Consider the following 24768-nt stretch of genomic DNA (forward strand, 5'->3'; position numbering starts at 1 on the left):
GCGCGACGGCGCCCGGGCGGGTCCGCCGGGACCCACCCGGGCGCCGGGTGCCGCGGGTCAGCTGCGGTGCCGCCTCAGCGGTCCACCTCGCCGCGGATGAACTGCTCGACCTTGGTGCGGGCGACGTCGTCCGCGTGCTGCTCCGGCGGGGACTTCATGAAGTACGACGACGCGGACAGCAGCGGGCCGCCGATCTCGCGGTCCAGGGCGATCTTGGCGCACCGCACCGCATCGATGATCACGCCGGCGGAGTTCGGGGAGTCCCAGACCTCGAGCTTGTACTCCAGGTTGAGCGGCACGTCGCCGAACGCCCGGCCCTCGAGCCGCACGTACGCCCACTTGCGGTCGTCCAGCCACTCGACGTAGTCCGACGGGCCGATGTGCACGTTGCGCCGGCCCATGTCGTGCTGGACGTTGCTCGTCACGGCCTGCGTCTTGCTGATCTTCTTGGACTCCAGCCGCTCCCGCTCGAGCATGTTCTTGAAGTCCATGTTGCCGCCGACGTTGAGCTGGTAGGTCCGGTCGAGCACGACGCCGCGGTCCTCGAACAGCTTCGCCAGCACCCGGTGGGTGATGGTGGCGCCGACCTGGCTCTTGATGTCGTCGCCGACGATCGGCAGCCCGGCGTCGGTGAACTTCTTCGCCCACTCGGGGGTGCCGGCGATGAACACCGGCAGGGCGTTGACGAACGCCACACCGGCGTCGATGGCGCACTGGGCGTAGAACTTCGCCGCGTCCTCCGAGCCCACCGGCAGGTAGCAGACGAGCACGTCGGCCTCGGCGTCCCGGAGGGCCTGGACGACGTCGACGGGGTCGGCGTCGGACTCCTCGATCGTCTCCCGGTAGTAGCGACCCAGACCGTCGAGGGTGGGCCCGCGCTGGACGGTCACCCCGAGCGGCGGGACGTCCGCGATCGTGATCGTGTTGTTCTCGCTGGCCAGGATGGCCTCGGAGAGGTCGAAGCCGACCTTCTTGGCGTCGACGTCGAAGGCGGCCACGAACTGCACGTCCCGGACGTGGTAGTCCCCCAGCTGCACGTGCATGAGGCCCGGCACCGTGCCGGCCGGGTCGGCGTCGCGGTAGTAGTGGACGCCCTGGACGAGCGAGGCGGCGCAGTTGCCGACCCCCGCGAGGGCGACGCGGACGGAACCCATTCGGTTGCTCCTTCTAGTTGTCGTCGTGGCCTGCCGACGGCCGGCCTCGGGTGCTGGCCGAGCCGTCGGACCGACCGAGTCGTTCGTCCTCGATGAGGGTGTCCAGCCAGCGGACCTCCCGCTCCACGGACTCCAGGCCGTGGCGCTGCAGCTCGAGGGTGTACGAGTCGAGCCGCTCCCAGGTGCGCGCCATCGACTGGCGGACGCCGTCCAGACGCTCCTGCAGCCGGCTGCGCCGCCCCTCGAGGATGCGCAGCCGGGTCTCGGCGTCGGTCCGGCCGAAGAACGCGAAACGGACGTCGAACTGCTCGTCCTCCCACGCCGTCGGGCCGACCTCGCCGAGCAGGGCCTGGAAGTGCTCCTTGCCCTCAGCGGTGAGCTGGTAGACGATGCGGCCCCGCTTGCCTGACAACGGGTGCGGGAGCGCGGCGTCCGCGGTGGCGGTGCTGGACTCCGCGATCCAGCCGTTCGCGAGCAGCTCCTTGAGGCAGGGGTACAGGGTGCCGTAGGAGAACGCGCGGAACGAGCCGAGCATGGAGTTCAGCCGCTTGCGCAGCTCGTAGCCGTGCATCGGGGACTCGTGCAGCAGGCCGAGGACGGCGAGCGTCATGACGCTGCTGCGACGGCTCACCTGGCACGCCCCCTTCTCGACTGGCCGGCCGGCGGTGTCACGGGCACGGTGGTGATGTACCGGCTCGACGTCCCGGCACGATGTACCGGCCCGATGTACCGGCTCGATGTATCGGTTCGATACATCGGAACGATAGGCGGGGGCCGGGGTGTTGGCAAACCGGGAACCGGCCCGTCGGTTCGGCGTCACCGCCGGTACACCGCGTGGCTACCGGCGGGGGGCACCGGCCGATCTCGTCCATACTTGACCGGGCTGCCCGCAGGCAGCGTCCCGTAGACCTGGAAGAGAGACCGTGGCACGTCCAGACCAGCCTCGTCCCGCCGGTAACCGGTCGGCCCCCGCCGGACGCCGCGAGCGCCCGGGCAACCGCGGACGCCGCTGGGCCGCGGTGCTCGGGGGACTCGTCCTGCTCGGCGTCGTCCTGGCCGGGGGGCTGTTCGCCGTCGGCTACGCGGCCACCGACATCCCGGACCCCAACGAGCTCGTCGACGCCCAGACGACGACGGTCTACTACAGCGACGGCGAGTCGGTGATGGGCGAGTTCGCCGCCCAGGACCGCACGATCCTGGCTCCCGAGGAGATCCCCGAGCACGTCAAGCAGGCCGTGATCGCCGCCGAGGACCGCACCTTCTACGAGAACCGCGGGATCTCCCTGACCGGTATCGCGCGGGCCTTCTGGAACAACCTGCGCGGCAACTCCACCCAGGGCGGGTCGACGATCACCCAGCAGTACGTGAAGAACTACTACCTGGAGTCCGACCGCACCCTCACCCGCAAGATCCAAGAGGCGTTCATCGCCATCAAGATCGACCAGCAGCTCGACAAGGAGCAGATCCTCGCCGACTACCTCAACACGATCTACTTCGGGCGCGGCGCGTACGGGATCCAGTCCGCCGCCCAGGCCTACTTCGGCAAGGACGCCGGGGAGCTGACCGTGAACGAGGCCGCCCTGCTCGCCGGGATCATCCCGGCCCCGAGCCGGTGGGACCCGGCCGAGAACCCCGAGCGGGCGCAGGAGCGTTACGAGTACGTGCTGTCCGGGATGGCCGACCTCGGGTACGTCGACGAGACCGCGGCGTCCCAGCCGATGCCCGAGACGATCGCCTACGAGCCGACCGACCGGCTGGCCGGGCCGACCGGCTACCTGCTCACCGGCGTCCGGGACGAGGTGCTGGCCCGTACCGCGTTCACCGAGAACGACCTCGACCGCGGCGGCCTGTCCATCGTCACCACCATCGACAAGGACGCCCAGGAGGCCGCGGTGGCGGCCGTCCAGGACCCGGAGAACCTGCCGGTCGAGGGCCGCCCGGAGACGCTGCAGGCCGCGCTGGTGTCCATCGACCCGGCATCCGGGGCGGTGCGCGCGATGTACGGCGGTGAGGACTACCTCACCCGCCAGCGCAACGCCGTGACCCAGGACATCGCCCAGGCCGGGTCGACGTTCAAGCCGTTCACCCTGGTCGCCGCCCTCGAGCAGGGCATCTCCCTGCGCACCGAGCTGCCCGGATACAGCCCGATGGAGTTCCCCGACTTCTACGTCGACGAGTCCGGCGAGCCGGTACCGGTGAACAACTTCGACAACGCCCAGTACGGCGAGATCGACCTGGTCCGGGCGACCCAGAACTCCGTCAACACCGTCTACGTCGGTCTCAACGAGATGGTGGGGCCGGACGCGACGGCCGACGTCGCCGTCCGCGCCGGCATCCCGCAGGACGCGGTCACCCCGCCCACCCCCTCGAACGTGCTGGGCAGCCCGTCGGTGACCCCGATGGCCATGGGCGAGGCCTACGCGACGTTCGCCGCCCAGGGCGTCCACCACGAGCCGTACCTCGTCGAGCGGATCGACCAGGACGGCTCGACGGTCTACGCCGCGGACATCGAGGAGCGGAGGGTCATCGCCGAGGACGTCATGGCCGACACCACGTACGCGCTGCAGGCCGTCGTCGAGGCCGGCTCCGGCCGCGCCGCCAGCGCCCTAGGCCGCCCGGCCGCCGGCAAGACCGGCACCTCCAACGACAGCCGGTCGGCCTGGTTCGCCGGCTTCGTGCCCCAGCTCGCCACCGTCGTCGGCATCTACAACGTCGGGCCGAACGGGGAGCAGCTGGAGATCCCGCCGTTCGGTGGGCGGCGCTCCATCACCGGCGGCTCGTTCCCGGCGCAGATCTGGACGGCGTACATGAGCTCGGCGCTCGAGGGCGTCGAGGTCGTCGACTTCCCGCCCCGAGGGGACGTCGGGGAGGTCCCGCGCGAGCAGGTCACGCCGACCCCGACGCCGACGACCACCACGACCACCCCGACCCCGACGACGACCACGACGACGACCACCCCGACGCCGACGACGACCACGACGACGACCACGCCGACCCCGACCCCGACCACGAGCACACCGAGCCCGACGACCACGCCGCCGCCGCCGGAGGGCGACCGGCGCCGGTTGTGCGAGATCGACCCCACGCTGCCGTTCTGCCCCGACCCGGAGCCCACCGGCGGGGACGTCGGGGACGCGGGGGACGGCGTCGGGGAGCAGCCGCCGGTCGAGCCGGGCGCCTGACGGGGACCCCGTGACGAGGCCGGTCGCGCCGACCCGCGAGGACCCGGTCGCCCGGGTGGCCAGCGAGGTCGCCGGAGGACCGGCCGGCCGGCACCTGGCCGCCGGGCGCGGCCGGTGGCCCGCCACCTCGGTCCTCGCCCTGCTGACCGTCCCCACCCTGGTGCTCGCCGTCCTGCTGCGGCAGCCGTGCCGGGCGCTGCGGTTCGCGTCCCCGGACCAGCTCACCCACGCCTGCTACTCCGACGTCCCCGCGGTGGTCTCGGCCGCCGGGCTGGACCGCGGCGTGCTCCCCTACCTGTCGACCCCTGACCCGTCGAGCGCGGACGGGACACGTCTGACCGAGCCGATCGGCACCGGCTGGCTGCTCGCCGCCCTGGCCGCGCTCGCCCCGGACGGGGCGGACGCCGTGGTGTGGGTGTTCGACCTCGCGGTGGTGCTCGTCGCCGTCGCCCTCGTCGTCACCGTGCTGGCCGTCGCGGCCCTCGCAGGTCGGCGGCCGTGGGACGCGGCGCTCGTCGCCGTGTCCCCGGTCGTCCCGGCTGCCGCCCTGGTCTCCCTCGACCTCGTCGCGGTCGCGCTCGCCGTGCTCGGCGTGCTCGCGCAGGCCCGCAGCCGCCCCGGGGTGGCCGGCGTCCTGCTCGGCCTGGCGGTCGTCGTCCGGCCGACCGCCCTGCTCGTGCTGCTCGCCGTGCTCGTCCTGGCCGTGCGCGCCGGGCGGCGTCGGACGGCCGGCACCCTCGCCGGGGCGGCCCTCGCCGGGTGGGGGGCGGTGAGCCTGCCGGTGCTCGCGGTCAGTCCCGCCGCCTTCACCGCGTCGTGGCAGGGGACGCTCAGCCTGGACGCCGGCTACGGGTCGCTGTGGCTGCTGCCCCAGCTCGCCGGGGCGCCGCTGCCCGCCGGCGTCGTCCGGTGGTTGGCGCTCAGCGCGGTGATCGCCGTCGTCGTCGGGGTGCTGGCCTGGGCACTCACCCTGGCGCACAGGCCCCGGCTGCCCGCGCTCGTCGTCGTCCTCGTCGCCGGCGTGCTCGTGGTGTCCCCGGCCGTGCCGGTGCAGACGTCGCTGTGGCTGCTGCCCTTCGCCGCGCTCGCCGTCCCGGTGTGGCGCGACCACCTTCTGTGGGGGGCCGCCGAGCTCGCCTACGCCACCGGCACCTGGCTGTACCTGTACGGGCTGCAGGAGCCCGACCGCGGGTTGCCGCCGTGGGCGTACGGCACGCTGCTGGTGCTCCGGCTGGCCGCGATCGGCTGGCTGGCGGCCCGAGCCGTGGCCCTGTCCCGGTCCCCCGAGCGGGACCCCGTGCGGGCTCCGGCCGACGCCCCGGGGCTGGGCCGCGACGACCCCGCGGCCGGTCCGCTCGAGGGGGCCACGGACGCCGTCGTCGTCCGCTTCCGCTGACAGCAGGTACCCTGGACCGTCGGACGCCGCAGGTGCGGCGTCCGTCGTCTGACGCACCAACCCTCCTGTCACGGAGAGACCGTGACCGCTGAGTCCAGAGGAGGTGGGTTCTGAGCATGCGTCGTTATGAGCTGATGGTGATCCTCGACCCCGAGCTCGAGGAGCGCACCGTCGCCCCGTCTCTCGACAGGTTCCTCAACGTCGTCCGCAGTGGCGGCGGCTCCGTGGAGAACGTCGACATCTGGGGTCGTCGCCGGCTGGCGTACGACATCCAGAAGAAGTCCGAGGGCATCTACGCGGTGGTCGACCTCACCGCCACCCCGGAGGTCGCCAAGGAGCTCGACCGGCAGCTGAACCTCAACGAGGCCGTGCTGCGGACCAAGCTGCTGCGCCCCGAGGTGCACTGACCGCTGCTTGTCGGAGCACGCCGCTACCGTCCTGCAGACACGTCCGAGACGAGGGAGGCCCCATGGCCGGCGAGACCAAGATCACGGTGATCGGCAACCTCACGAACGACCCCGAGCTGCGGTTCACGCCGTCCGGGGCCGCGGTCGCCAACTTCACCGTGGCGTCCACTCCGCGCAACTTCGACCGCCAGACCAGCGAGTGGAAGGACGGCGAGACGCTGTTCCTGCGCTGCTCGGTGTGGCGGGACGCGGCGGAGAATGTCGCCGAGTCCCTCGTCCGCGGCAGCCGCGTCATCGTCACCGGCAACCTCGTGTCGCGCTCGTTCGAGACGAAGGAGGGCGAGCGCCGCACCGTCAACGAGGTGCAGGTCGACGAGGTCGGCCCGTCGCTGCGCTACGCCACCGCCAAGGTCAACAAGACCAGCCGCGGCGGCGGGGGCTTCGGCGGCGGCCAGGCCGGTCAGGCCGGTGGCCAGCAGCAGGAGGACCCGTGGGCCACCAGCCCCGGCTCCGGCGGCCAGTCCGGCGCAGGTCAGGCCGGCCAGGCAGGCGGCGGCTGGGGCGGCGGCTCGTACTCCGAGGAACCGCCGTTCTGATCCGCTGAACCGCTCCCTGAACCACTCATCCACCCCCCATCCCGGGTCACCACAGCAGAACCCGGGCTCCCACCGAAGGAGCACCACGATGGTCAAGCCGGCTGTGCGAAAGCCGAAGAAGAAGCAGAACCCGCTCAAGGGCGTCGAGTACGTCGACTACAAGGACACCGCGCTGCTGCGGAAGTTCATCTCCGACCGGGGCAAGATCCGCGCCCGCCGGGTCACCGGGGTCACGGTCCAGCAGCAGCGTCAGATCGCCAAGGCCGTGAAGAACGCCCGCGAGATGGCCCTCCTGCCGTACTCGAGCTCGGCGCGCTGAGGAGGGACGACAGATGAAGCTCATCCTCACCCAGGAGGTCACCGGTCTCGGCGAGCCCGGTGACGTCGTCGAGGTCAAGGACGGCTACGGCCGCAACTACCTCGTCCCCCGCGGCCTGGCCACCGCCTGGACCAAGGGCGGCCAGAAGCAGGTCGAGGCGATCCGCAAGGCCCGGCAGAGCCGGGAGATCGCGACGCTCGAGGAGGCCCGCTCGGTGAAGGCCTCGCTGGAGTCCGGCCGGGTCCGCCTGCCGGTCCGGGCCGGCCAGTCCGGCCGGCTGTTCGGCGCCGTGACCCCCGCGGACGTCGCCGAGGCCGTCAAGGCGTCGACCGGTGCCGAGATCGACCGGCGCAAGGTCGAGATCGACCAGCCGATCAAGTCGCTCGGCTCCCACCAGGTGCAGGTCCGCCTGCACCCGGAGGTCCAGGCGACCATCGACGTCGAGGTCGTCGCCGCGTCCTGACGCCGGCGCAACACCGCCACGACAGCCGCCGTCACGACGGGCCTGCCCCGGCTGGGGCAGGCCCGTCGCCGTCCGGGGTCGTCGTCCGGGATGGTCAGCGGGCCGCCCCGGTGACCAGCCACGCGTCCCCTCGCGCCCGCAGACCCAGCGTGACCGCTCGCGCCAGCATGAAGCCCAGCCCGAACGCCACCCACAGCCAGACCAGGCCGGTCGTGCCGCCCGGGGCAGCAAGGAGCACGAGCCCGGCAAGCGGCAGGTAGGCGACCAGGGTGAGCACGCCGGCCACCGCCAGGTACCGGCCGTCACCGGCGCCGATGAGCACCCCGTCGAGCACGAACACCCAGCCGGCGACCGGCTGGGCGAGCGCCGCGACCACGAGTGCCGCGGTGACCGCCGAGCGGACCGCCGGGTCCGGCGTGAACAGGGCCGGCAGCACCGGGGAGGTGGCGAGCAGCAGCGCGCCGAGGACGACGCCACTGGTGACGCCCCACTGCAGCATCCGGCGGGTGGCGCCGCGGGCCTGGGCCACGTCGCCGGCGCCCAGTGCCCGGCCGGTGATCGCCTGGCCGGCGATGGCGACCGCGTCGAGAGCGAACGCGAGGAACGTCCACAGCGTCGAGACCACCTGGTGGGCGGCCAGTGCGGTGTCGCCCTGCCGGGCCGCGACGGCGGTGGTGACGAGCAGGGCCACCCGCAGGGTCAGCGTCCGCACGACGAGCGGCAGGCCGGACCGGCCGGCGGCCGCGACCCCCCGACGCCGGGGGGCCAGCGACACGTCGTGGCGGCGCGCTCCCCGCACGACGACGACCGCGAGGGCGGTGGCCATCCCCAGCTGGGCGAGCACCGTCCCGATCGCCGACCCGGCGATCCCCAGCCCCAGCCCGTGCACGAGCACGACGTTGAGGACGACGTTCGCCCCGGCGCCGGTCGCCGCCACGACGAGCGGGGTCCGGGTGTCCTGCAGCCCCCGCAGCACCCCGGTCGCGGCGAGCACGACGAGCATCGCCGGCAGCCCGGGCAGCGACCAGCGCAGGTAGGCCTCGGCGTGCGGCGCGGCCGCGGTCGACGCCCCCAGCGCAGCCACGATCTCGGGCGCCCACAGCCAGCCGGCGACCGCTGTCGGCACGCCGAGCCCGGCGGCCAGCCACATCCCGTCGACGCCCTGGGCCAGTGCGGCCCGCAGGTCCCCGGCGCCGAACCGGCGGGCCACGGCGCCGGTGGTCGCGTAGGCGAGGAAGACGAACATCCCCACCGCGGTGGCCAGCGCGGCCCCGGCGACGCCGAGACCGGCGAGCGGGGCGGTGCCCAGGTAGCCGATGATCGCCGAGTCGGCGAGCAGGAACAGCGGTTCGGCGACGAGCGCGCCGAACGCCGGCACGGCCAGCCGGAGGATCTCCCGGTCGTGTCCCCGCCCCTCCCCCCTCCCCCTCCCTCGGTGATCATGCAATCCCGCCACCCTGCCTCTCTCCCTCCCCTCGGTGAGCGCTCGAGACGTCCTGTTCGTGATCAGTCGACAATCCCCTCGTCGTGATCATGCAATCCCGCCACCCTCCGGCTCGCAGAATGCTGGGTTGGTGACGCGACACGCCGGCCAGGCTGTGCTGAGCCCAGCATTCTGTGGTGGCGGCGCCCCACCCGACGGCGACTGACATGGCGACCAAGACCAGCTTTCGTCTCTCGGGGTGGCGGGATTGCATGATCACCGAGGGGTGCGGCCCGGAGGGTGGCGGGATTGCATGATCACGCGGGGGGGCGTGCGGGGGGTGGCGGGATTGCATGATCACGGGTGGGAGTGGGTGATGGGGCAGGCGTCGGCCAGTTGAACCACGCGTGAACAGCCCCCGTCCTCCCGGAGTCGATGTCCCGCGAGAAAAGTTCTGTCCACAGTCGGTGGAGGAGCGTCGACGCCGGTCAGGAGCACGCGCCGGAGTTGTCCCGTCATGGTTGTCCCCAGGGTTGTCCACGACCTGTGGACGACGCGCGTGCGGGCTTCCACACGGCGTCCACACGCTGTGCACAGGTGGGTGCACAGCGGCGTTTGGGACTGGGTCGGCACCGGGCCTAGCGTGCCACCGCGCAGCAGCGAGCAACGGCCGGCACCGGCGTTGTCGGTGGTCCGTGTCGTACTGGTGTCTGACAGGCCAGACGGCGGACGCGGACGGCACGGACGTCGCGACGCGGCGGTGCCGAGGAGGAGGCGGACATGACGACGGGGGAGCAGGTGACGCGGCGATGACCTCGGTCGCGGACCTCGGCGAGTACGAGCCGGCCGGTCCGCCGTCGGAGGACCTCGGGCGCACCCCGCCCCAGGACGTCGCGGCGGAGCAGAGCGTGCTCGGCGGGATGATGCTCAGCAAGGACGCCATCGCCGACGTCATCGAGGTGCTGCGCGGCACCGACTTCTACCGCCCCGCCCACGAGCTCGTCTACGAGGCGATCCTCGACCTGTACGGCCGCGGGGAGCCGGCCGACGCGGTCACGGTGGCCGACGAGCTGACCAAGCGCGGCGAGCTCGCCCGGATCGGCGGCGCGGCGTACCTGCACACCCTGATCTCCTCGGTGCCGACGGCCGCGAACGCCGGCTACTACGCCCGGATCGTGCACGAGCGGGCGGTCCTGCGGCGGCTCGTCGAGGCGGGTACCCGGATCGTCCAGCTCGGCTACTCCGCCTCCGGGGACGTCGACGACATCGTCAACAGCGCCCAGGCCGAGGTGTACCAGGTCACCGACCGGCGCAGCAGCGAGGACTACCTGCCGATCTCCGAGATCATCGAGGGCACGATCGACGAGATCGAGGCCTCGAGCCACCGCGGCGACGGCATGATCGGCGTCCCGACCGGGTTCGCCGACCTCGACCGGCTCACCAACGGCCTGCACCCGGGCCAGATGATCGTCATCGCCGCCCGACCCGCGATCGGCAAGTGCCTCGCCGCCGGGTCCTTGATCACCGACGCGTACACCGGGCGCCGGATGACGATCGCCGAGTTCGTCGCCCGCGGTCAGGTCGGTGAGCGCCTGGGCGTGCACACCCTCGACGAGCGGTGGCGACTGCGGATCGTGTCGCCCAGCGACGTCGTCGACAACGGGCTGCGGCAGGTGCTGCGGCTGCGGCTCGCCTCCGGCCGCGAGGTGACGGCGACGCCGCACCACCCGCTGCGGACTCTCGAGGGCTGGGTGCCGTTGGCGGACCTGCGCCCCGGGGACCGGATCGCGGTCCCCCGGCGGCTGCCGTCGTGGTCGCGCCGCCGCCCCTCCCCGTACGGGGACGCCGTCGTGGCCCTGACCGGGTTCGTGCTCGGGTCCGGCCGGCTGGTCGCCGCGGACGTCGTCGGTGTCGACGTCCGGGACGACGCGGTGGCGGCGGACGTGCGCGCCTGGGCCGCCGAGTCGGGCCTCGACGTGCGGGCCAGCGGAAGGACCCTGCTGCTGGGCCCCGGCACCAGCGGACGCAACGACCTCGCGGTCGCGCTGCACGCCGTCGGTCTCGCCGGTCTGACCGGCACGGGGATGCGGGTGCCGGACGGCTTCTTCGCCTTGCCGGACCGCCAGGTGCGCCTGCTGCTGCGCCGGCTGTTCGCGGCCGCCGGAGAGCTGAGCGCCGGTGCCGGCCGGGTCGAGGTGCGCCTCGCGGCGCGCACCGAACGGCTGGCCCGGGACGTCGCCCACCTGCTGCTGCGGTTCGGCGTCCTGGCCGAGGTTCGCCGCGACGACACCGCCGGCTGGCAGGTGCTGGTCCGCGACCCGGAGCAGGTGGCCACCTTCTGCCGAGACGTCGGCGTGCTCGGCCAGGAGAACCGCTGCGCCGAGGTGCTCGCCGCCTGCGCCCAAGCGGCACGGGTGGAGACCCTGCCGGCCGAGGTCACCCGGCTGCTGGTCAAGGCCGGGGCCGCGACGGACGACGTGACCCCCCCAGCCGCCGCCGGTGACGGGGCCAGCGGTCACTCCCGGGGCGCGGGTCTCGGGCGGGCCGACCTGGCCCAGGCAGCCGAGGACCTGGCCGCCGAGGGCCTGGCCGCCGGGGACCTGGCCGCCGGGGGCCTGGACGCCGGGGAGCTGCGGGCGCTCGCGACGTCCGACGTGTGGTGGGACGAGGTGGTCGCGGTGGAGCCGGCCGGTGTCCAGCGGGTCTACGACCTCACCGTGGAGGGCACGCACAACTTCGTCGCCGACGACGTCGTCGTCCACAACTCGACGATCGGCCTGGACATCGCCCGGTCGGCCGCGATCCGCCACCAGCTCGCCACCGTGATCTTCTCCCTGGAGATGAGCCGCAACGAGATCACGATGCGGCTGCTGTCCGCCGAGGCGCGGATCCCGCTGCAGAACATGCGCAAGGGCACGATGCGCGAGGAGGACTGGACCAAGCTCGCCCGCACGATGGGCCAGGTCTCCGAGGCGCCGTTGTTCATCGACGACAGCCCGAACATGACGCTCATGGAGATCCGGGCCAAGTGCCGCCGGCTCAAGCAGCGCCACGACCTCAAGCTCGTCATCGTCGACTACCTGCAGCTGATGACCTCGGGCAAGCGGGTCGAGTCCCGCCAGCAGGAGGTCTCGGAGTTCTCCCGCGCGCTGAAGCTGCTCGCCAAGGAGCTCGAGGTGCCGGTCATCGCCATCTCGCAGCTCAACCGCGGCCCGGAGCAGCGCACCGACAAGCGGCCCGCGATGTCGGACCTGCGCGAGTCGGGGTGTCTCACCGCCGACACGCGGATCCTGCGGGCGGACACCGGTGCGGAGACGACGATGGGTGAGCTGTACGCCGCCGGCACCACCGACGTGCCGGTGTGGGCGCTGGACGACTCGCTGCGGTACGTGCGCCGTCACCTCACCCATGTCTTCCCGACCGGCCGCAAGCCTGTCTTCCGGCTGCGGCTCGCCTCGGGCAAGCAGGTGCGGGCGACCGCGAACCACCCGTTCCTCACCTACGACGGGTGGACGGCGCTCGGCGACCTGCGGGTCGGCGACCGGCTGGGTGTGCCTCGGCACGTGCCGGCACCCGAGCTCGTCGCCGTCTGGGACGACGCCGAGGTGGTGCTGCTGGCGCACCTGCTGGGTGACGGCTCGTTCGTCCGGCGGCAGCCCATCCGCTACGCCAGTGTGGACGAGGCGAACCTCACGGCGGTGACGGACGCGGCGCGGCACTTCGGCGTCACCGCGGTCCGTGACGAGCACGCGGCGGCTCGGTGCACCACGCTGCGGCTGCCCGCGCCCTACCACCTCACCCACGGGCGCCGGAATCCCATCGCGGCGTGGCTCGACACCCTCGGCCTGTTCGGCCTGCGCAGCCACGAGAAGTTCGTGCCGGAGGGCGTGTTCCACCTGCCGAAGCGCCAGATCGCGCTGTTCCTGCGGCACCTCTGGGCGACTGACGGGTCGGTGACCGTCCAGAAGGACGGGGCGGGTGGGCGCATCTCCTACGCCTCGACCAGCCGTCGCCTGGTCGAGGACCTGTCCCGCCTGCTGCTGCGCTTCGGCATCTCCGCCCGGCTGCGTACCGCGACCGCGAAGGGTGACGACCGGCGCGGGTACACCCTCGACATCTCCGGCGTCGACGACCAGCGGCGCTTCCTGCAGGAGATCGGCGTGCACGGCGAGCGGGCCAAGGCGGTGGCGCGACTGCTGCCCGTCGTCACGGCACGATCCGGCAACCCGAACGTCGACACCGTCCCGGTTCAGGTCTGGGACCGGGTGCGCGACGTCCTCGCCGAGGAGGGCATGACCCACCGCGAGCTCGCCTCCGCGATGGGCACGCAGTTCTGCGGGAACGCGATGTGGAAGCCCGCCCCGTCACGCGAGCGCCTGGCGCGTGTTGCCGACGTCCTCGGTGACGCCGAGCTCGAGGTGATGGCGGTCAACGACCTGCTGTGGGACCGCGTCGTGGCGATCGAGCCGGACGGCGAGGAGGAGGTCTTCGACGCCACCGTGCTCGGCACGCACAACTTCGTGGCCAACGGCATCGCCGTCCACAACTCGATCGAGCAGGACGCCGACATGGTGATCCTGCTGCACCGGGAGGACGCCTACGAGCGGGAGTCACCGCGGGCCGGCGAGGCGGACATCATCGTCGCCAAGCACCGCAACGGCCCCACGGACACGATCGTCGTGGCGTTCCAGGGCCACTACTCCCGCTTCGTCGACATGGCGCACGGCGTGTGAGGAGACGACCACGAGGAGCCCACGAACAGCCGACGACGACCCCGAGCCGGCAGGTCCCGTGACCTGTGACGGCCGGCAGGTTGTCGCCGCACCCCTCCAGCGCTCAGACTTCGCCGCATGACCACGAGACGGATCACCCACTGGATCGGCGGCAAGCCCTGGACCGGCGACGCGGCGCGCACGGGGCCGGTGTTCGACCCGGCGACCGGCCAGGTCACCGGTCACGTCGACCTCGCCGACGCCGGCACCGTCGACGAGGCGGTCGCCGCCGCCCACGAGGCGTGGCAGGAGTGGCGGCACGCCTCGCTGACCCGGCGCACCCAGGTGCTGTTCGCCGTCCGGCAGATCCTGAACGAGCGCAAGGCCGAGCTGGCCGAGGTGATCACCTCTGAGCACGGCAAGGTCGTCTCCGACGCGCTCGGCGAGGTGACCCGCGGCCTCGAGGTCGTCGAGTTCGCCTGCGGGATCCCGCACCTGCTCAAGGGCGGGTTCTCCGAGAACGTCTCGACCGGGATCGACAGCTACTCGATCCGTCAGCCGCTCGGCGTCGTCGGCGTGATCTCCCCGTTCAACTTCCCGGCGATGGTCCCGCTGTGGTTCGTCCCGGTCGCCATCGCCGCCGGCAACGCGGTGGTGCTCAAGCCGAGCGAGAAGGACCCCTCCGCCGCGGTGCTGATGGCGCAGATGTGGGCGGACGCGGGCCTGCCCGACGGCGTCCTCAACGTCGTCCACGGCGACAAGCCGGCGGTCGACCGCCTGCTCGAGCACCCCGACGTCCGGGCGGTCAGCTTCGTCGGGTCCACCCCGGTCGCCCGCTACGTCTACGAGACCGGCACCCGGAACGGCAAGCGGGTGCAGGCCCTCGGCGGCGCCAAGAACCACATGGTCGTGCTGCCGGACGCCGACCTCGACCTGGCCGCGGACGCCGCCGTCAACGCCGGGTTCGGGTCGGCCGGCGAGCGCTGCATGGCGATCTCGGTGCTCGTCGCCGTCGAGCCGGTCGCCGACGAGCTCGTCGCCCGGATCGCCGAACGGATGGCCACCCTGCGCACCGGCGACGGGCGGCGCGGGTGCGACATGGGGCCGCTCGTCACCGCCGCCCACCGGGACAAGGTGGCCTCCTACCTCGACGCCGGCGTCCAGGCGGGCGCCGAGCTCGTCGTCGACGGCCGGGACGTCCACCCGGACGGCGAGGAGAGCGGCTTCTGGCTGGGCCCGACCCTCTTCGACCGGGTCACCCCGCAGATGCCGGTCTACACCGACGAGATCTTCGGTCCGGTGCTGTCCGTGGTCCGGGCCGCGTCCTACGACGAGGCGCTCGCGCTCGTCAACGCCAACCCCTACGGCAACGGCACCGCCATCTTCACCAACGACGGCGGCGCCGCCCGCCGCTTCCAGCACGAGGTCGAGGTGGGCATGGTCGGGGTCAACGTGCCCATCCCGGTGCCGATGGCGTACTACTCCTTCGGCGGGTGGAAGAACAGCCTCTTCGGCGACTCGCACGCGCACGGCACCGAGGGCGTGCACTTCTTCACCCGCGGCAAGGTCGTCACCTCCCGGTGGCTCGAACCCTCCCACGGCGGGCTCAACCTCGGCTTCCCGACCCAGCAGTGACCCAGCCCCAGCAGTGACCCCAGCAGTGACCTGAGCAGTAAGGACGGACATGACGCTCCCCGACCTGACCCCGCAGCAGGTCTACGACCTCGACCGCAAGCACGTCTTCCACTCCTGGTCCGCGCAGGAGCGGATCACCCCGATGGTCATCACCCGGACCGAGGGCAGCTATGTCTGGGACGGCGAGGGCCGCCGGCTGCTCGACCTGTCCTCCCAGCTGGTCAACACGAACATCGGGCACCAGCACCCGGCGGTCGTCGCCGCCATCCAGGAGCAGGCTGGGCTGCTGTGCACGATCGCCCCGCAGCACGCCAACGCCGCCCGCTCGGAGGCCGCCCGGCTCGTCGCCGAGGTGACCCCCGGCGACCTGGACCGGGTGTTCTTCACCAACGGCGGCGCGGACGCCGTCGAGCACGCCGTCCGGATGGCCCGGCTGCACACTGGCCGGCCCAAGGTGCTGTCCCGCTACCGCAGCTACCACGGCGGCACCCACCTGGCGGTGAACCTCACCGGCGACCCGCGCCGCTGGCCGTCCGACTCCGGCACGGCCGGCGTCGTCCACTTCCACGGACCGTTCCTCTACCGGTCGGTGTTCCACGCCACCACCGAGCAGGAGGAGAGCGAGCGCGCCCTGGCCCACCTCGAGCAGGTGATCGAGATGGAGGGCCCGGCGACCATCGCCGCGGTCATCCTGGAGACCATCCCCGGTACGGCCGGGATCATGCCGCCCCCGCCGGGGTACCTGGCCGGCGTGCGTGAGCTGTGCGACCGCTACGGGATCGTCCTCATCGCCGATGAGGTGATGGCCGGCTTCGGCCGCACCGGCGCCTGGTTCGCGGTCGACCACTGGGACGTCGTCCCGGACCTGCTGACCTTCGCCAAGGGCGTGAACTCCGGGTACGTGCCGCTCGGCGGGGTGGCGATCAGCCCGGCGATCGCGGCGACGTTCGCCGACCGCCCCTACCCCGGCGGGCTGACCTACTCGGGCCACCCGCTGGCCACGGCCGCCGCCGTCGCGACGATCACGGCCATGCGCGAGGAGAAGATCGTCGAGAACGCCGCGCGGATCGGTGAGGAGGTGCTCGGCCCGGGCCTGGCCCGGCTCGCCGACCGGCACCCCTCGGTCGGTGAGGTCCGCGGGCTCGGGGTGTTCTGGGCCGTCGAGCTCGTCGAGGACCGGCAGACCCGGACGCCGCTGGCTCCCTACGGCGGCACCAGCCAGGCGATGACCGACCTCGTCGCGGCCTGCACGGCGAACGGCGTCCTGCCGTTCACGAACTACAACCGGCTGCACGTCGTCCCCCCGTGCACGATCACCGCCGCCGAGGCGGAGGAGGGCCTGGCGGCCCTGGACGTCGCGCTCGAGGCCGCCGACGCCCACGTCCGCTGACCGGAGCCCGCTGACCGGAGCCCGCTGACCGGGGTCAGCTGACCGGGAGAGTCAGGCGTCCGGCCAGCGGGGCACCGCGTCGTCCGGCCGCTGCTCCTCGAACCAGGCCGCCGCGTCGAGCACGTCGGCGTCGGCGAACCGGCGCCCGGCGAGCTGCACCCCCACCGGCCGCCCGTCGCCGGTGAACCCGGCGTTGACGGTGGCCGCCGGCTGGCCGCTCATGTTGTACGGCGCGGTGAAGGCGATGTGCGCCATCTCCCGGCCCGGCTCGGTGAACGGCATCGGCTGCTCCGCCGGGAACGCGGCCACCGGCGCCACCGGGGACAGCACGAGGTCGAACCCGGACGTCGCGGCGGTGGTCCGGGCCGCCAGCTCACCGATCGACTGGTAGGCCTGCAGCACCCGGACGCCGGTCAGGTCCGCGCCGCCGAGCGCCCACTGCGCCACGAACGGGTGCGCCGCAGCCCGCCGCTGCGGTGGCAGCGACCGCACGTCGTTCCACGAGCGCACCCGCCAGAACAGGTCGAGGTCGTCGAGCAGGTCCTGGGTGGCGAACGGGGGGATCTCCTCGACCCGGGCGCCGCCGTCGGCGAAGACTGCCGCCGCCCGCTCCACCACTGCTCGCACCTGCGGGTCGACCGGTGCGCCGCACCCCGCGTCCAGGTGCACAGCGACGCGCAGCCCCCGCGGCGGGCGGGGCCGCACCACCCGGTCGGCGTCCCCGGCGGGTGGCAGGCTCGTCCAGTCCCGGGCGTCGGGCCGGGCGATCACCGACAGCAGCACGCCGAGGTCGCCGACGGTGCGGGCCATCGGCCCGGCCACCCGGCCCAGGTACGGCGCGGCGAGCGGGACGCGGCCACCGGTCGGTTTGAGGGTGGCCAGGCCGAGCCAGGTGCCCGGCAGCCGGATCGACCCGCCGATGTCCGTGCCGACGTGCACCGGTCCGTACCCGCCGGCCGCGGCTGCCCCGGCCCCCGAGCTGGACCCGCCCGTCGTCCAGGCCGGGTCCCACGGGCTGCGGGTGACGCCGTGCCTGCTCGACACGCCCGAGGAGAGCATCCCCCAGTCCGGCATCACGGTGGAGCCGAGGACGACCGCCCCTGCCTCCAGCAGCCGGGCGGTCACCGGCGCGTCGTCGTCGGGAACCACGGGGTCGACGGCGGCCGTGCCGGCGGGCATCGGGACGCCGCGGCGGGCGAGGTTCTCCTTGAGCGTCACCGGGACGCCGTCCAGCGGGCCGAGGGGCTCACCGGACCGCCAGCGGCGGGCGCTCGCCTCGGCCTGGGCCCGGGACGCGGTGGCGTCCCGCACCCAGAACGCGTTGAGCACCGGCTCCCGCCGGTCGATCACCGCCTGTACGGCGTCGTGGACGTCGACCGGGCTCAGCGTCCCGTCCCGGTAGCGGGCCACCAGCTCCCGCGCAGTGAGCGTCGCCGGGTCCCGGTCCCGGCTCGCGGCCGTGGTCTGCGGGTCCGCGTGCTGCGTCATCCTTCGGCACCTCCCGGTCGGTCCGGCGCCCCGCTCGCCACGTCTGTGCGGAGCACACCGGCCCGGACGACGCACGTCAAGTGTGTCCCAGGTCTCACCACGGGCCGCGTCCGGGCTGTCAGAATGCCGCAACCACCGGACGCCCCGGCGGACGGTGACCGCGACAGCGGTGGGCCGGCGCCCACCGGCACAGGACGGAGACCTGACGTGAGGCACCACAGGAGGCGGGCCGCCGTGGCGGCCGCCGCGGCCGCGACCCTGCTGCTCGGCGCGTGCTCGGCCGGGTCCGGCAGCGAGCCGGACGGCGACGCGACCACCGGCACCACCGGCACCACTGGCACGACTGGCTCCGGCGGCAGCGACGACACGCTGGCCGTCGGCCTCGTCGCCGAGCCCGCCAACCTGGACTTCACCACCACCGACGGGGCCGCCATCCCGCAGGCGCTGCTCGTCAACGTCTACGAGGGCCTCGTCAAGCTGAACCAGGACGGCGACATCGAGCCGCTGCTGGCGACGTCCTGGGAGGTCTCCGAGGACCGCCGGACCTACACCTTCCAGCTGGTCGAGGATGCCGTGTTCAGCAACGGCGAGGAGTTCACCGCCGAGGACGCCGTGTTCTCCATCGAACGGGTGCAGCAGGACTGGACGACGTCGCTGAAGGCCGGGATGGACGTCGTGGAGAGCGCCGAGGCGGTCTCCCCGACCGAGCTGCGGGTCACCCTGAGCCGGCCCAGCAACGACTGGCTGTACCGGATGACGACCCGGATCGGCGCCATGTTCGACACTGAGGGCGTCGACGACCTGGCCAACAACCCGGTAGGCACCGGCCCGTACCTGCTGGGGGAGTGGGCCCGCGGCGACTCGATCACCCTCGTCCGCAACGACGACTACTGGGGTGAGGCGCCCTACTTCGCCGAGGTCACCCTGCGGTACTTCGACGACGCCACCGCGCTGAACAACGCGCTGCTCACCGAGACCATCGACGTCGTCGGCACCGTGCAGGCCCCCGAGTCGCTCGGCCAGTTCGAGGGCGACGACCGGTTCCAGATCATCGAGGGGATGACGAACGGCGAGGTCGTCCTGTCGATGAACAACGCCGAGGGGCCGATGACCGACAAGCGGGTCCGCCAGGCGGTGCGCCACGCCATCGACCACCAGGCGCTGCTCGACACCTGCTGGGGCGGGCGCGGCACGCTGATCGGCAGCATGGTCCCCCCGACCGACCCGTGGTACGAGGACCGCACCGGCGACTACGAGTACGACGTCGAGGAGGCGCGCCGCCTGCTCGAGGAGTCCGGCGTCGCGGGCACGCCGATCCGGCTGCGGATCCCGGCCCTGCCCTACGCGGTGTCCTGCGGCACCGTCGTCGAGAGCCAGCTGGAGGAGGCCGGCTTCACCATCGAGCTCGACCAGCTCGAGTTCCCGGCCGCCTGGCTGCAGACCGTGTTCACCGACCACGACTACGACATGTCGATCATCGCCCACGTCGAGCCGCGCGACCTCGGCGCCGTGTTCGGCAACCCCGACTACTACACCGGCTACGGCGACCCCGAGCTCGTCGCGCTGCTCGAGGCGGCCGACAGCGGCACCGAGGAGGAGCAGGTGGAGAACATGAAGGCCGCGGCGGCCCTCATCTCCCAGGAGGCCGTCGCCGACTTCCTGTTCCTCCTGCCGAACCTCATCGTCGCCGAGCAGGGCATCACCGGCCTGCCGGAGAACGCGATCGGCGAGTCCTTCGACCTGACCGGGCTGGCGCGGTCCTGACCGTCCCTGCGCCGCGCCAGTCGGGCCCACCGAGCCGATGACCGTCCGGGTGCTGCAGCGTGTCGCCGTCCTGCTGGCGAGCCTGGCGGTCAGCTCGGTGCTGGTGTTCGCGTTCATGGCCGTGCTGCCGGGCGACCCCGCCCGGGTCGCGCTCGGTGTCAACGCCTCGGAGGAGGCCGTCGCCCAGCTGCGCGCCGAGTTCGGTCTGGACCGGCCGGCGCTCACCCGTTACCTCGACTGGGTCGGCGGGCTGGTCACCCTGGACCTGGGGACGTCGTACGTCACCGGCGCCGAGATCGGCCCGCAGATCACCGACCGGCTGCAGGTCACGCTGTGGCTCGTCGTCACCGCCATGGTCCTGGCCGTCGTGGTCGCCGTCCCGGTGGGCGTGCTGATGGCGGTCCGGCACCGCCGGCTCTCCGGCGTCGTGCTGTCCGCGCTGTCCCAGGTCGGTGTCGCCGTCCCGGCCTTCCTCGCCGGCATCCTGCTGATCACCGTGTTCGCCGTCGGGCTCGGCTGGCTGCCGGCGAACGGCTGGACGCCGCCGAACCGCGACCCGGGGATGTTCCTGCGCCAGCTCGTCCTGCCGGTGCTGTCCCTGGCGCTCGTCCAGGGCGCCGTCCTCACCCGGTACGTCCGCAGCGCCGTCCTCGACGTGCTGCGCGAGGACTACCTGCGCACCGCCCGGGCAACCGGCCTGCGGCCGGGCCAGGCGCTGGTGCGGCACGGGCTGCGCAACGCCGCGATCCCGGTGGTCACCGTCCTCGGCCTCCAGCTGGCCACGCTGCTCATCGGCGCCGTCGTCATCGAGCGGGTCTTCGTCATCCCCGGTCTGGGCAGCCTGCTGCTGGACGCCGTCGCCAACCGCGACCTCATCGTCGTCCAGGACGTCGTCATGCTGCTCGTCGTCGCCGTGCTCGTGACCAACTTCGTCGTCGACCTGCTCTACCTGGCCATCGACCCGCGGCTGAGGACGGTGACGACGTGAGCGCACCGGAGACCGCTGGCCTGCCCGCCGAGCCCGCCGTCGGCCCCCCGGAGGAGGCCGTCCCCACCACGTCCCGCCGGCGGCTCGGCGGCAACCTCGTCGTCGGCGGCTCGCTCGTCGCGCTCGTCCTCGGCGCGGCGCTGCTGTCGTTCCTGTGGACGCCGCACGACCCCACCCTCGTCAACGCCGCCGACCGGCTGCTCGGCCCGTCGTCGTCCTACTGGCTGGGCACCGACAAGTTCGGCCGCGACGTGCTGAGCCAGATCCTCGTCGGCGCCCGCACCACCCTGTTCGTCGGCGTCGTCGCCGTCGGGGTGGCAGCCGTGGTCGGCGTCCCGCTGGGCATCCTGGCCGGGATGGCCCCGCGCTGGGCCGGCCAGCTCATCATGCGCGGCAACGACCTGCTGCTCGCCTTCCCCGCCCTGCTGCTGGCGATCATGTTCGCCGCCGTCTACGGCGGCAGCACGCTGACCGCGATGGTGGCCATCGGCATCGCCACCGTGCCGAGCTTTGCGCGGATCATCCGCAGCGGCACGCTGCAGGTCATGCGCACCGAGTACGTGCTCGCCGCCCGCGCCGCCGGCCGGCGCCCGGTGGCGATCGGCGTGCGGCACGTGCTGCCGAACGTCGCCGGTCTGGTCATCGTGCAGGCCTCGGTGAGCTTCGCGATCGCCGTCCTCGCCGAGGCTGCGCTGTCCTTCCTCGGGCTCGGCACCCCGCCGCCGACGCCGTCCTGGGGCCGGATGCTGCAGGAGAGCCAGGAGCTGCTGTGGACGGCGCCGCGCCTGGCGGTCGTCCCCGGGGTCGCGATCGCGCTCGCCGTCCTGGGCTTCAACCTGCTCGGCGACGGGCTGCGTGACCGCTTCGACCCCCGGTTGGAGGACCTCCGGTGACTGACGTGCTGACCGTGACCGGGCTCGGCGTCACCGCCGGCGACGTCCGGCTCGTCGACGACGTCGGGATGACGGTGCGCGCCGGCGAGCGGGTCGGTCTCATCGGCGAGTCCGGCTCCGGCAAGTCGCTCACCGCGCTCGCCCTGATGGGCCTGCTCCCGGAGGAGCTGCACCCGCACGGGTCGGTCCGGGTCGCCGGCGTCGACCACGACCTCGTCGGCGCCGGCGAGCGACGCCTGTCCCGGGTCCGCGGACGGCGGATCGCGATGGTGTTCCAGGAGCCGATGACCGCGCTGGACCCGACGATGCGGGTCGGCCGCCAGGTCGCCGAGGCGCTGCGCGTGCACGGTGCCGCACCGAGCCGCCGCGCCGCCCGGGAGCGCGCCGTCGACCTGCTCGACCAGGTCGGCCTGCCCGACCCGCGGGCCGCCGCGGCGGCCTACCCGCACCAGTTCTCCGGCGGCCAGCGCCAGCGGATCGTCCTCGCCCTTGCGCTGGCCAACGACCCGGCCGTGCTCGTCGCCGACGAGCCCACCACCGCCCTCGACGTCACCGTCCAGGCGCTCGTCCTCGACCTCCTGGTCCGCGCCGCCGGTCGGCACGGCTCGGCGCTGCTGCTCATCACCCACGACCTGCCCGTCGTGGCCACTGCGTGCGAACGAGTGCTCGTCATGTACGGCGGCCGGGTCGTCGAGTCCGGGCCCGTGCACGAGGTGCTCACCCGGCCCCGGCACCGGTACACCGAGGGCCTCGTCGGCGCCTCCGACCTCACGACGGTCGACGAGCGCGGCCGCCTCGCCACGATCCCCGGCTCCGTGCCGCCGGCGGGCCGGTTCCCGGCCGGGTGCGTGTTCCGCACCCGGTGCCCGGCCGCCACCGCCGTGTGCGCCCAGCGCCCCCCGTGGACGGCGACCGGCCCGGACACCGGGTACGCCTGCTTCCACCCCGCGGGCGAGGACCGCCGTGGCTGAGCCCGTCCCCGCGGGGACGGCCGCGGCCGAGCCCACTCCGGCGGTCCGGGTCCGCGGCCTGACCCGCACCTACCGGCGGCCCAGGACCTCGCTGCTGCGGGCGAGCCCCCCGGTGCACGCGCTGCGCGGCATCGACCTCGACGTCGCCGCGGGTGAGCGGTTCGGCATCGTCGGGGAGTCCGGCTGCGGTAAGTCCACCCTGCTGCGGATCCTCGCCGGCCTGGACCACCCGACGACCGGGTCGGTGCGCATCGACGGTGAGGAGATCGCCGGGGTCCCCGAGCGCCGGCTGCGCGGGCTGCGACGCACCCTGCAGCTCGTCTTCCAGGACCCGATGAGCTCCCTGGACCCGCGGATGCGGGTGCGTGACATCGTCGCCGAGCCGCTGGTCGCCCAGGGGATCGGTGACCGCCGCGCCCGGGTCGTGGAGGCGCTGCGCGAGGTCGGGCTCGGCCCCGAGGCCGTCGACCGGTACCCGCACCAGTTCTCCGGCGGGCAGCGGCAGCGGATCTCCATCGCCCGGGCGCTGGTGACCCGGCCGCGGATCCTGCTCGCCGACGAGCCGGTCAGTGCCCTGGACGTGTCGGTGCGCGCCCAGGTGCTCAACCTGCTCGCGGACCTCGTCGAGGAGCTGTCCCTCACCCTGGTCCTCGTCTCCCACGACCTGTCCGTCGTCCGGCACGTGTGCGACCGGGTGGCGGTCATGTACGACGGCCTGGTCGTCGAGACCGGCCCCACCGAGCAGGTCTACACCGACCCCCAGCACCCCTACACGCGGCGGCTCGTCGCCGCCATCCCGACGGTCGAGCGGGCCCTGGCCGGCGCCACCCCCGCCGACCTCGTCGCCGACCCCGATCCCGAGCTCGACCCCGACCTCCAGGAGGACCGGCCATGAGGCCCGGACCGACGAACACCCTCACCGACGTCCGCGGCCTGCGCGTCGGGCACGCCGAGCGGCGCGGCGGCGGCTGGCTCAGCGGCACGACCGTCGTCCTCGCCCCGGACGGCGGCGCCACCGCCGGCGTCGACGTCCGCGGCGGCGGCCCCGGCACCCGGGAGACCGACCTGCTCGACCCGCGGGCGATGGTCCCCCGCGTCGACGCCGTCGTGCTGAGCGGCGGCAGCGCGTTCGGTCTCGCCGCCGCCAGCGGCGTCGCCGACGCCCTCGCCGCCGACGGCACGGGGCTGCCGGTCGGTGGGCCCGGCGAGGTGGTGCCGATCGTGCCCGCCGCGGTGATCTTCGACCTTGGCCGGGGCGGGGACTTCACCTGCCGGCCCGGCCCCGAGCTCGGTGCCGCCGCCTACGCCGCGGCCCGTGGCGACGGCGGGGACGGCCCGGTCGCCCAGGGCTCCGTCGGGGTCGGCGCGGGCGCCCGCGCCGGCGCGCTCAAGGGCGGCGTCGGGTCGGCCAGCGTCGTGCTGGACGACGGGACGACGGTCGCGGCGCTCGTCGTCGTCAACGCCGTCGGCTCGTGCGTCGACCCGGCCACCGGCGAGCTCTACGCCACCCGGTTCGGGCTGCCCGGCGAGTTCGACGCCGTCCGGGTCCCCGACCCCGCGGACGTCGAGCGGGCCAGGGCGGCCGCGGCCGCCGGGGCGCCGTCGCTGGCGACGACGCTTGCGGTCGTCGCCACGGACGCCACGCTGACCAAGGCGCAGTGCGCCAAGGTCGCCGGCATCGCCCACGACGGGATGGCCCGCGGCATCCGGCCGGTGCACACCATGCTCGACGGGGACACCGTGTTCGCCCTGGCCACCGGCGAGCGCGGCGAGCCGGACCTGGCCGGGCTGCAGTCCGTCCTGGGCGCCGCCGGGGACTGCCTGACCCGCGCCGTCGGGCACGCGCTGCTCGCCGCCGAGGGCGCCGACACCCGCGACGGCCGGCTGCCCTCCTACCTCGAGGCGTACCCGTCGGCGGGCCGCCCGGCTGGGACCGCAGCCGGGGCCGCCGCCGGGCCCGGCACCGGGGGCGGACGGTGAGCGGCGC

At 73.6% G+C, this 24768-nt stretch carries 19 protein-coding genes; 15 read left to right on the forward strand and 4 right to left on the reverse strand.

The features are described 5' to 3' along the window. Positions 1-74 precede the first annotated feature (74 nt). Together HJG43_00130 and HJG43_00135 are read right to left on the reverse strand one after the other, a co-directional pair. On the reverse strand, positions 75-1154 hold the full coding sequence (locus HJG43_00130; GenBank protein UER53226.1) for an inositol-3-phosphate synthase: 1080 nt from the start codon (positions 1152-1154) through the stop codon (positions 75-77). A 13-nt stretch (positions 1155-1167) separates the two neighbouring features. After that, positions 1168-1785 carry a PadR family transcriptional regulator gene (locus HJG43_00135; protein UER53227.1) on the reverse strand — a complete coding sequence of 206 codons (618 nt, stop codon included), beginning with the start codon at positions 1783-1785 and terminating at the stop codon, positions 1168-1170. Positions 1786-2077: 292 nt separating this feature from the next. On the opposite strand from HJG43_00135, the gene HJG43_00140 reads away from it, so the two are divergent. From HJG43_00140 to rplI, 6 genes are all read left to right on the forward strand, one after another. Next, complete coding sequence (locus HJG43_00140) at positions 2078-4336, forward strand: penicillin-binding protein (GenBank protein UER53228.1); 2259 nt, start codon at positions 2078-2080, stop codon at positions 4334-4336. 10 nt (positions 4337-4346) lie between these two features. Next, positions 4347-5732: a DUF2029 domain-containing protein gene (locus HJG43_00145; protein UER53229.1), complete on the forward strand. Its 1386-nt coding sequence runs from the start codon at positions 4347-4349 to the stop codon at positions 5730-5732. Positions 5733-5848: 116 nt separating this feature from the next. Beyond that, a complete protein-coding gene (rpsF, locus tag HJG43_00150; protein UER53230.1) occupies positions 5849-6139 on the forward strand; it encodes a 30S ribosomal protein S6 in 291 nt (96 codons plus the stop codon). A gap of 62 nt (positions 6140-6201) precedes the next feature. Next, positions 6202-6735, forward strand: a complete 534-nt coding sequence (locus HJG43_00155) for a single-stranded DNA-binding protein (protein UER53231.1) — start codon at positions 6202-6204, stop codon at positions 6733-6735. Between the two features lie 88 nt (positions 6736-6823). Next, positions 6824-7054, forward strand: coding sequence for a 30S ribosomal protein S18 (locus tag HJG43_00160; GenBank protein ID UER53232.1), 231 nt, complete (start codon positions 6824-6826; stop codon positions 7052-7054). Between the two features lie 13 nt (positions 7055-7067). Beyond that, positions 7068-7517 (forward strand): 50S ribosomal protein L9, encoded by a 450-nt coding sequence (gene rplI, locus HJG43_00165; protein ID UER53233.1) that lies wholly within the window; start codon positions 7068-7070, stop codon positions 7515-7517. A 94-nt stretch (positions 7518-7611) separates the two neighbouring features. On the opposite strand, the gene HJG43_00170 is transcribed toward rplI, so the two are convergent. Beyond that, positions 7612-8973, reverse strand: coding sequence for an MATE family efflux transporter (locus HJG43_00170; protein UER53234.1), 1362 nt, complete (start codon positions 8971-8973; stop codon positions 7612-7614). 887 nt (positions 8974-9860) lie between these two features. Here HJG43_00170 and HJG43_00175 point away from each other — a divergent pair. From HJG43_00175 to HJG43_00185, 3 genes are all read left to right on the forward strand, one after another. Then, positions 9861-13673 carry a replicative DNA helicase gene (locus tag HJG43_00175; GenBank protein UER55564.1) on the forward strand — a complete coding sequence of 1271 codons (3813 nt, stop codon included), beginning with the start codon at positions 9861-9863 and terminating at the stop codon, positions 13671-13673. A 117-nt stretch (positions 13674-13790) separates the two neighbouring features. Next, positions 13791-15287 (forward strand): CoA-acylating methylmalonate-semialdehyde dehydrogenase, encoded by a 1497-nt coding sequence (locus HJG43_00180; GenBank protein ID UER53235.1) that lies wholly within the window; start codon positions 13791-13793, stop codon positions 15285-15287. Between the two features lie 49 nt (positions 15288-15336). After that, on the forward strand, positions 15337-16677 hold the full coding sequence (locus tag HJG43_00185; GenBank protein UER53236.1) for an aspartate aminotransferase family protein: 1341 nt from the start codon (positions 15337-15339) through the stop codon (positions 16675-16677). Positions 16678-16728: 51 nt separating this feature from the next. On the opposite strand, the gene HJG43_00190 is transcribed toward HJG43_00185, so the two are convergent. Continuing rightward, positions 16729-18165, reverse strand: a complete 1437-nt coding sequence (locus HJG43_00190) for an amidase (GenBank protein ID UER53237.1) — start codon at positions 18163-18165, stop codon at positions 16729-16731. 123 nt (positions 18166-18288) lie between these two features. On the opposite strand from HJG43_00190, the gene HJG43_00195 reads away from it, so the two are divergent. The 6 genes from HJG43_00195 (at position 18289) to HJG43_00220 (ending at position 24761) form a co-directional block, all read left to right on the forward strand. Continuing rightward, positions 18289-19929, forward strand: coding sequence for an ABC transporter substrate-binding protein (locus tag HJG43_00195; protein UER53238.1), 1641 nt, complete (start codon positions 18289-18291; stop codon positions 19927-19929). A gap of 37 nt (positions 19930-19966) precedes the next feature. Continuing rightward, the gene (locus tag HJG43_00200; GenBank protein ID UER53239.1) at positions 19967-20917 is read left to right on the forward strand and encodes an ABC transporter permease; all 951 of its coding nucleotides are present in this window, start codon (positions 19967-19969) and stop codon (positions 20915-20917) included. A 20-nt stretch (positions 20918-20937) separates the two neighbouring features. Beyond that, positions 20938-21810, forward strand: coding sequence for an ABC transporter permease (locus HJG43_00205; GenBank protein ID UER55566.1), 873 nt, complete (start codon positions 20938-20940; stop codon positions 21808-21810). Positions 21811-21878: 68 nt separating this feature from the next. Then, on the forward strand, positions 21879-22781 hold the full coding sequence (locus tag HJG43_00210) for an ABC transporter ATP-binding protein (protein UER55565.1): 903 nt from the start codon (positions 21879-21881) through the stop codon (positions 22779-22781). After that, the gene (locus HJG43_00215; protein ID UER53240.1) at positions 22774-23676 is read left to right on the forward strand and encodes an ABC transporter ATP-binding protein; all 903 of its coding nucleotides are present in this window, start codon (positions 22774-22776) and stop codon (positions 23674-23676) included. Before HJG43_00210 ends, HJG43_00215 begins: the two co-directional genes overlap by 8 nt. Next, a complete protein-coding gene (locus HJG43_00220) occupies positions 23673-24761 on the forward strand; it encodes a P1 family peptidase (GenBank protein UER53241.1) in 1089 nt (362 codons plus the stop codon). The genes HJG43_00215 and HJG43_00220 overlap by 4 nt, the downstream gene beginning before the upstream one ends. The last annotated feature ends 7 nt before the right edge of the window (positions 24762-24768 follow it).

This window comes from Kineosporiaceae bacterium SCSIO 59966 (assembly GCA_020881835.1).
Lineage (GTDB): Bacteria > Actinomycetota > Actinomycetes > Actinomycetales > SCSIO-59966 > SCSIO-59966.

What these genes read in the sequence shown, in the direction of transcription:
- HJG43_00200 (UER53239.1), top strand. Translation starts at nt 19,967, where the DNA reads ATGACCGTCCGGGTGCTGCAGCGTGTCGCCGTCCTGCTGGCGAGCCTG.
- HJG43_00130 (UER53226.1), bottom strand. Translation starts at nt 1,154, where the DNA reads ATGGGTTCCGTCCGCGTCGCCCTCGCGGGGGTCGGCAACTGCGCCGCC.
- HJG43_00220 (UER53241.1), top strand. Translation starts at nt 23,673, where the DNA reads ATGAGGCCCGGACCGACGAACACCCTCACCGACGTCCGCGGCCTGCGC.
- rpsF (UER53230.1), top strand. Translation starts at nt 5,849, where the DNA reads ATGCGTCGTTATGAGCTGATGGTGATCCTCGACCCCGAGCTCGAGGAG.
- HJG43_00160 (UER53232.1), top strand. Translation starts at nt 6,824, where the DNA reads ATGGTCAAGCCGGCTGTGCGAAAGCCGAAGAAGAAGCAGAACCCGCTC.
- HJG43_00195 (UER53238.1), top strand. Translation starts at nt 18,289, where the DNA reads ATGCCGCAACCACCGGACGCCCCGGCGGACGGTGACCGCGACAGCGGT.
- HJG43_00185 (UER53236.1), top strand. Translation starts at nt 15,337, where the DNA reads ATGACGCTCCCCGACCTGACCCCGCAGCAGGTCTACGACCTCGACCGC.
- HJG43_00155 (UER53231.1), top strand. Translation starts at nt 6,202, where the DNA reads ATGGCCGGCGAGACCAAGATCACGGTGATCGGCAACCTCACGAACGAC.
- HJG43_00180 (UER53235.1), top strand. Translation starts at nt 13,791, where the DNA reads ATGACCACGAGACGGATCACCCACTGGATCGGCGGCAAGCCCTGGACC.
- HJG43_00190 (UER53237.1), bottom strand. Translation starts at nt 18,165, where the DNA reads ATGACGCAGCACGCGGACCCGCAGACCACGGCCGCGAGCCGGGACCGG.
- HJG43_00210 (UER55565.1), top strand. Translation starts at nt 21,879, where the DNA reads ATGACGGTGCGCGCCGGCGAGCGGGTCGGTCTCATCGGCGAGTCCGGC.
- HJG43_00175 (UER55564.1), top strand. Translation starts at nt 9,861, where the DNA reads ATGATGCTCAGCAAGGACGCCATCGCCGACGTCATCGAGGTGCTGCGC.
- rplI (UER53233.1), top strand. Translation starts at nt 7,068, where the DNA reads ATGAAGCTCATCCTCACCCAGGAGGTCACCGGTCTCGGCGAGCCCGGT.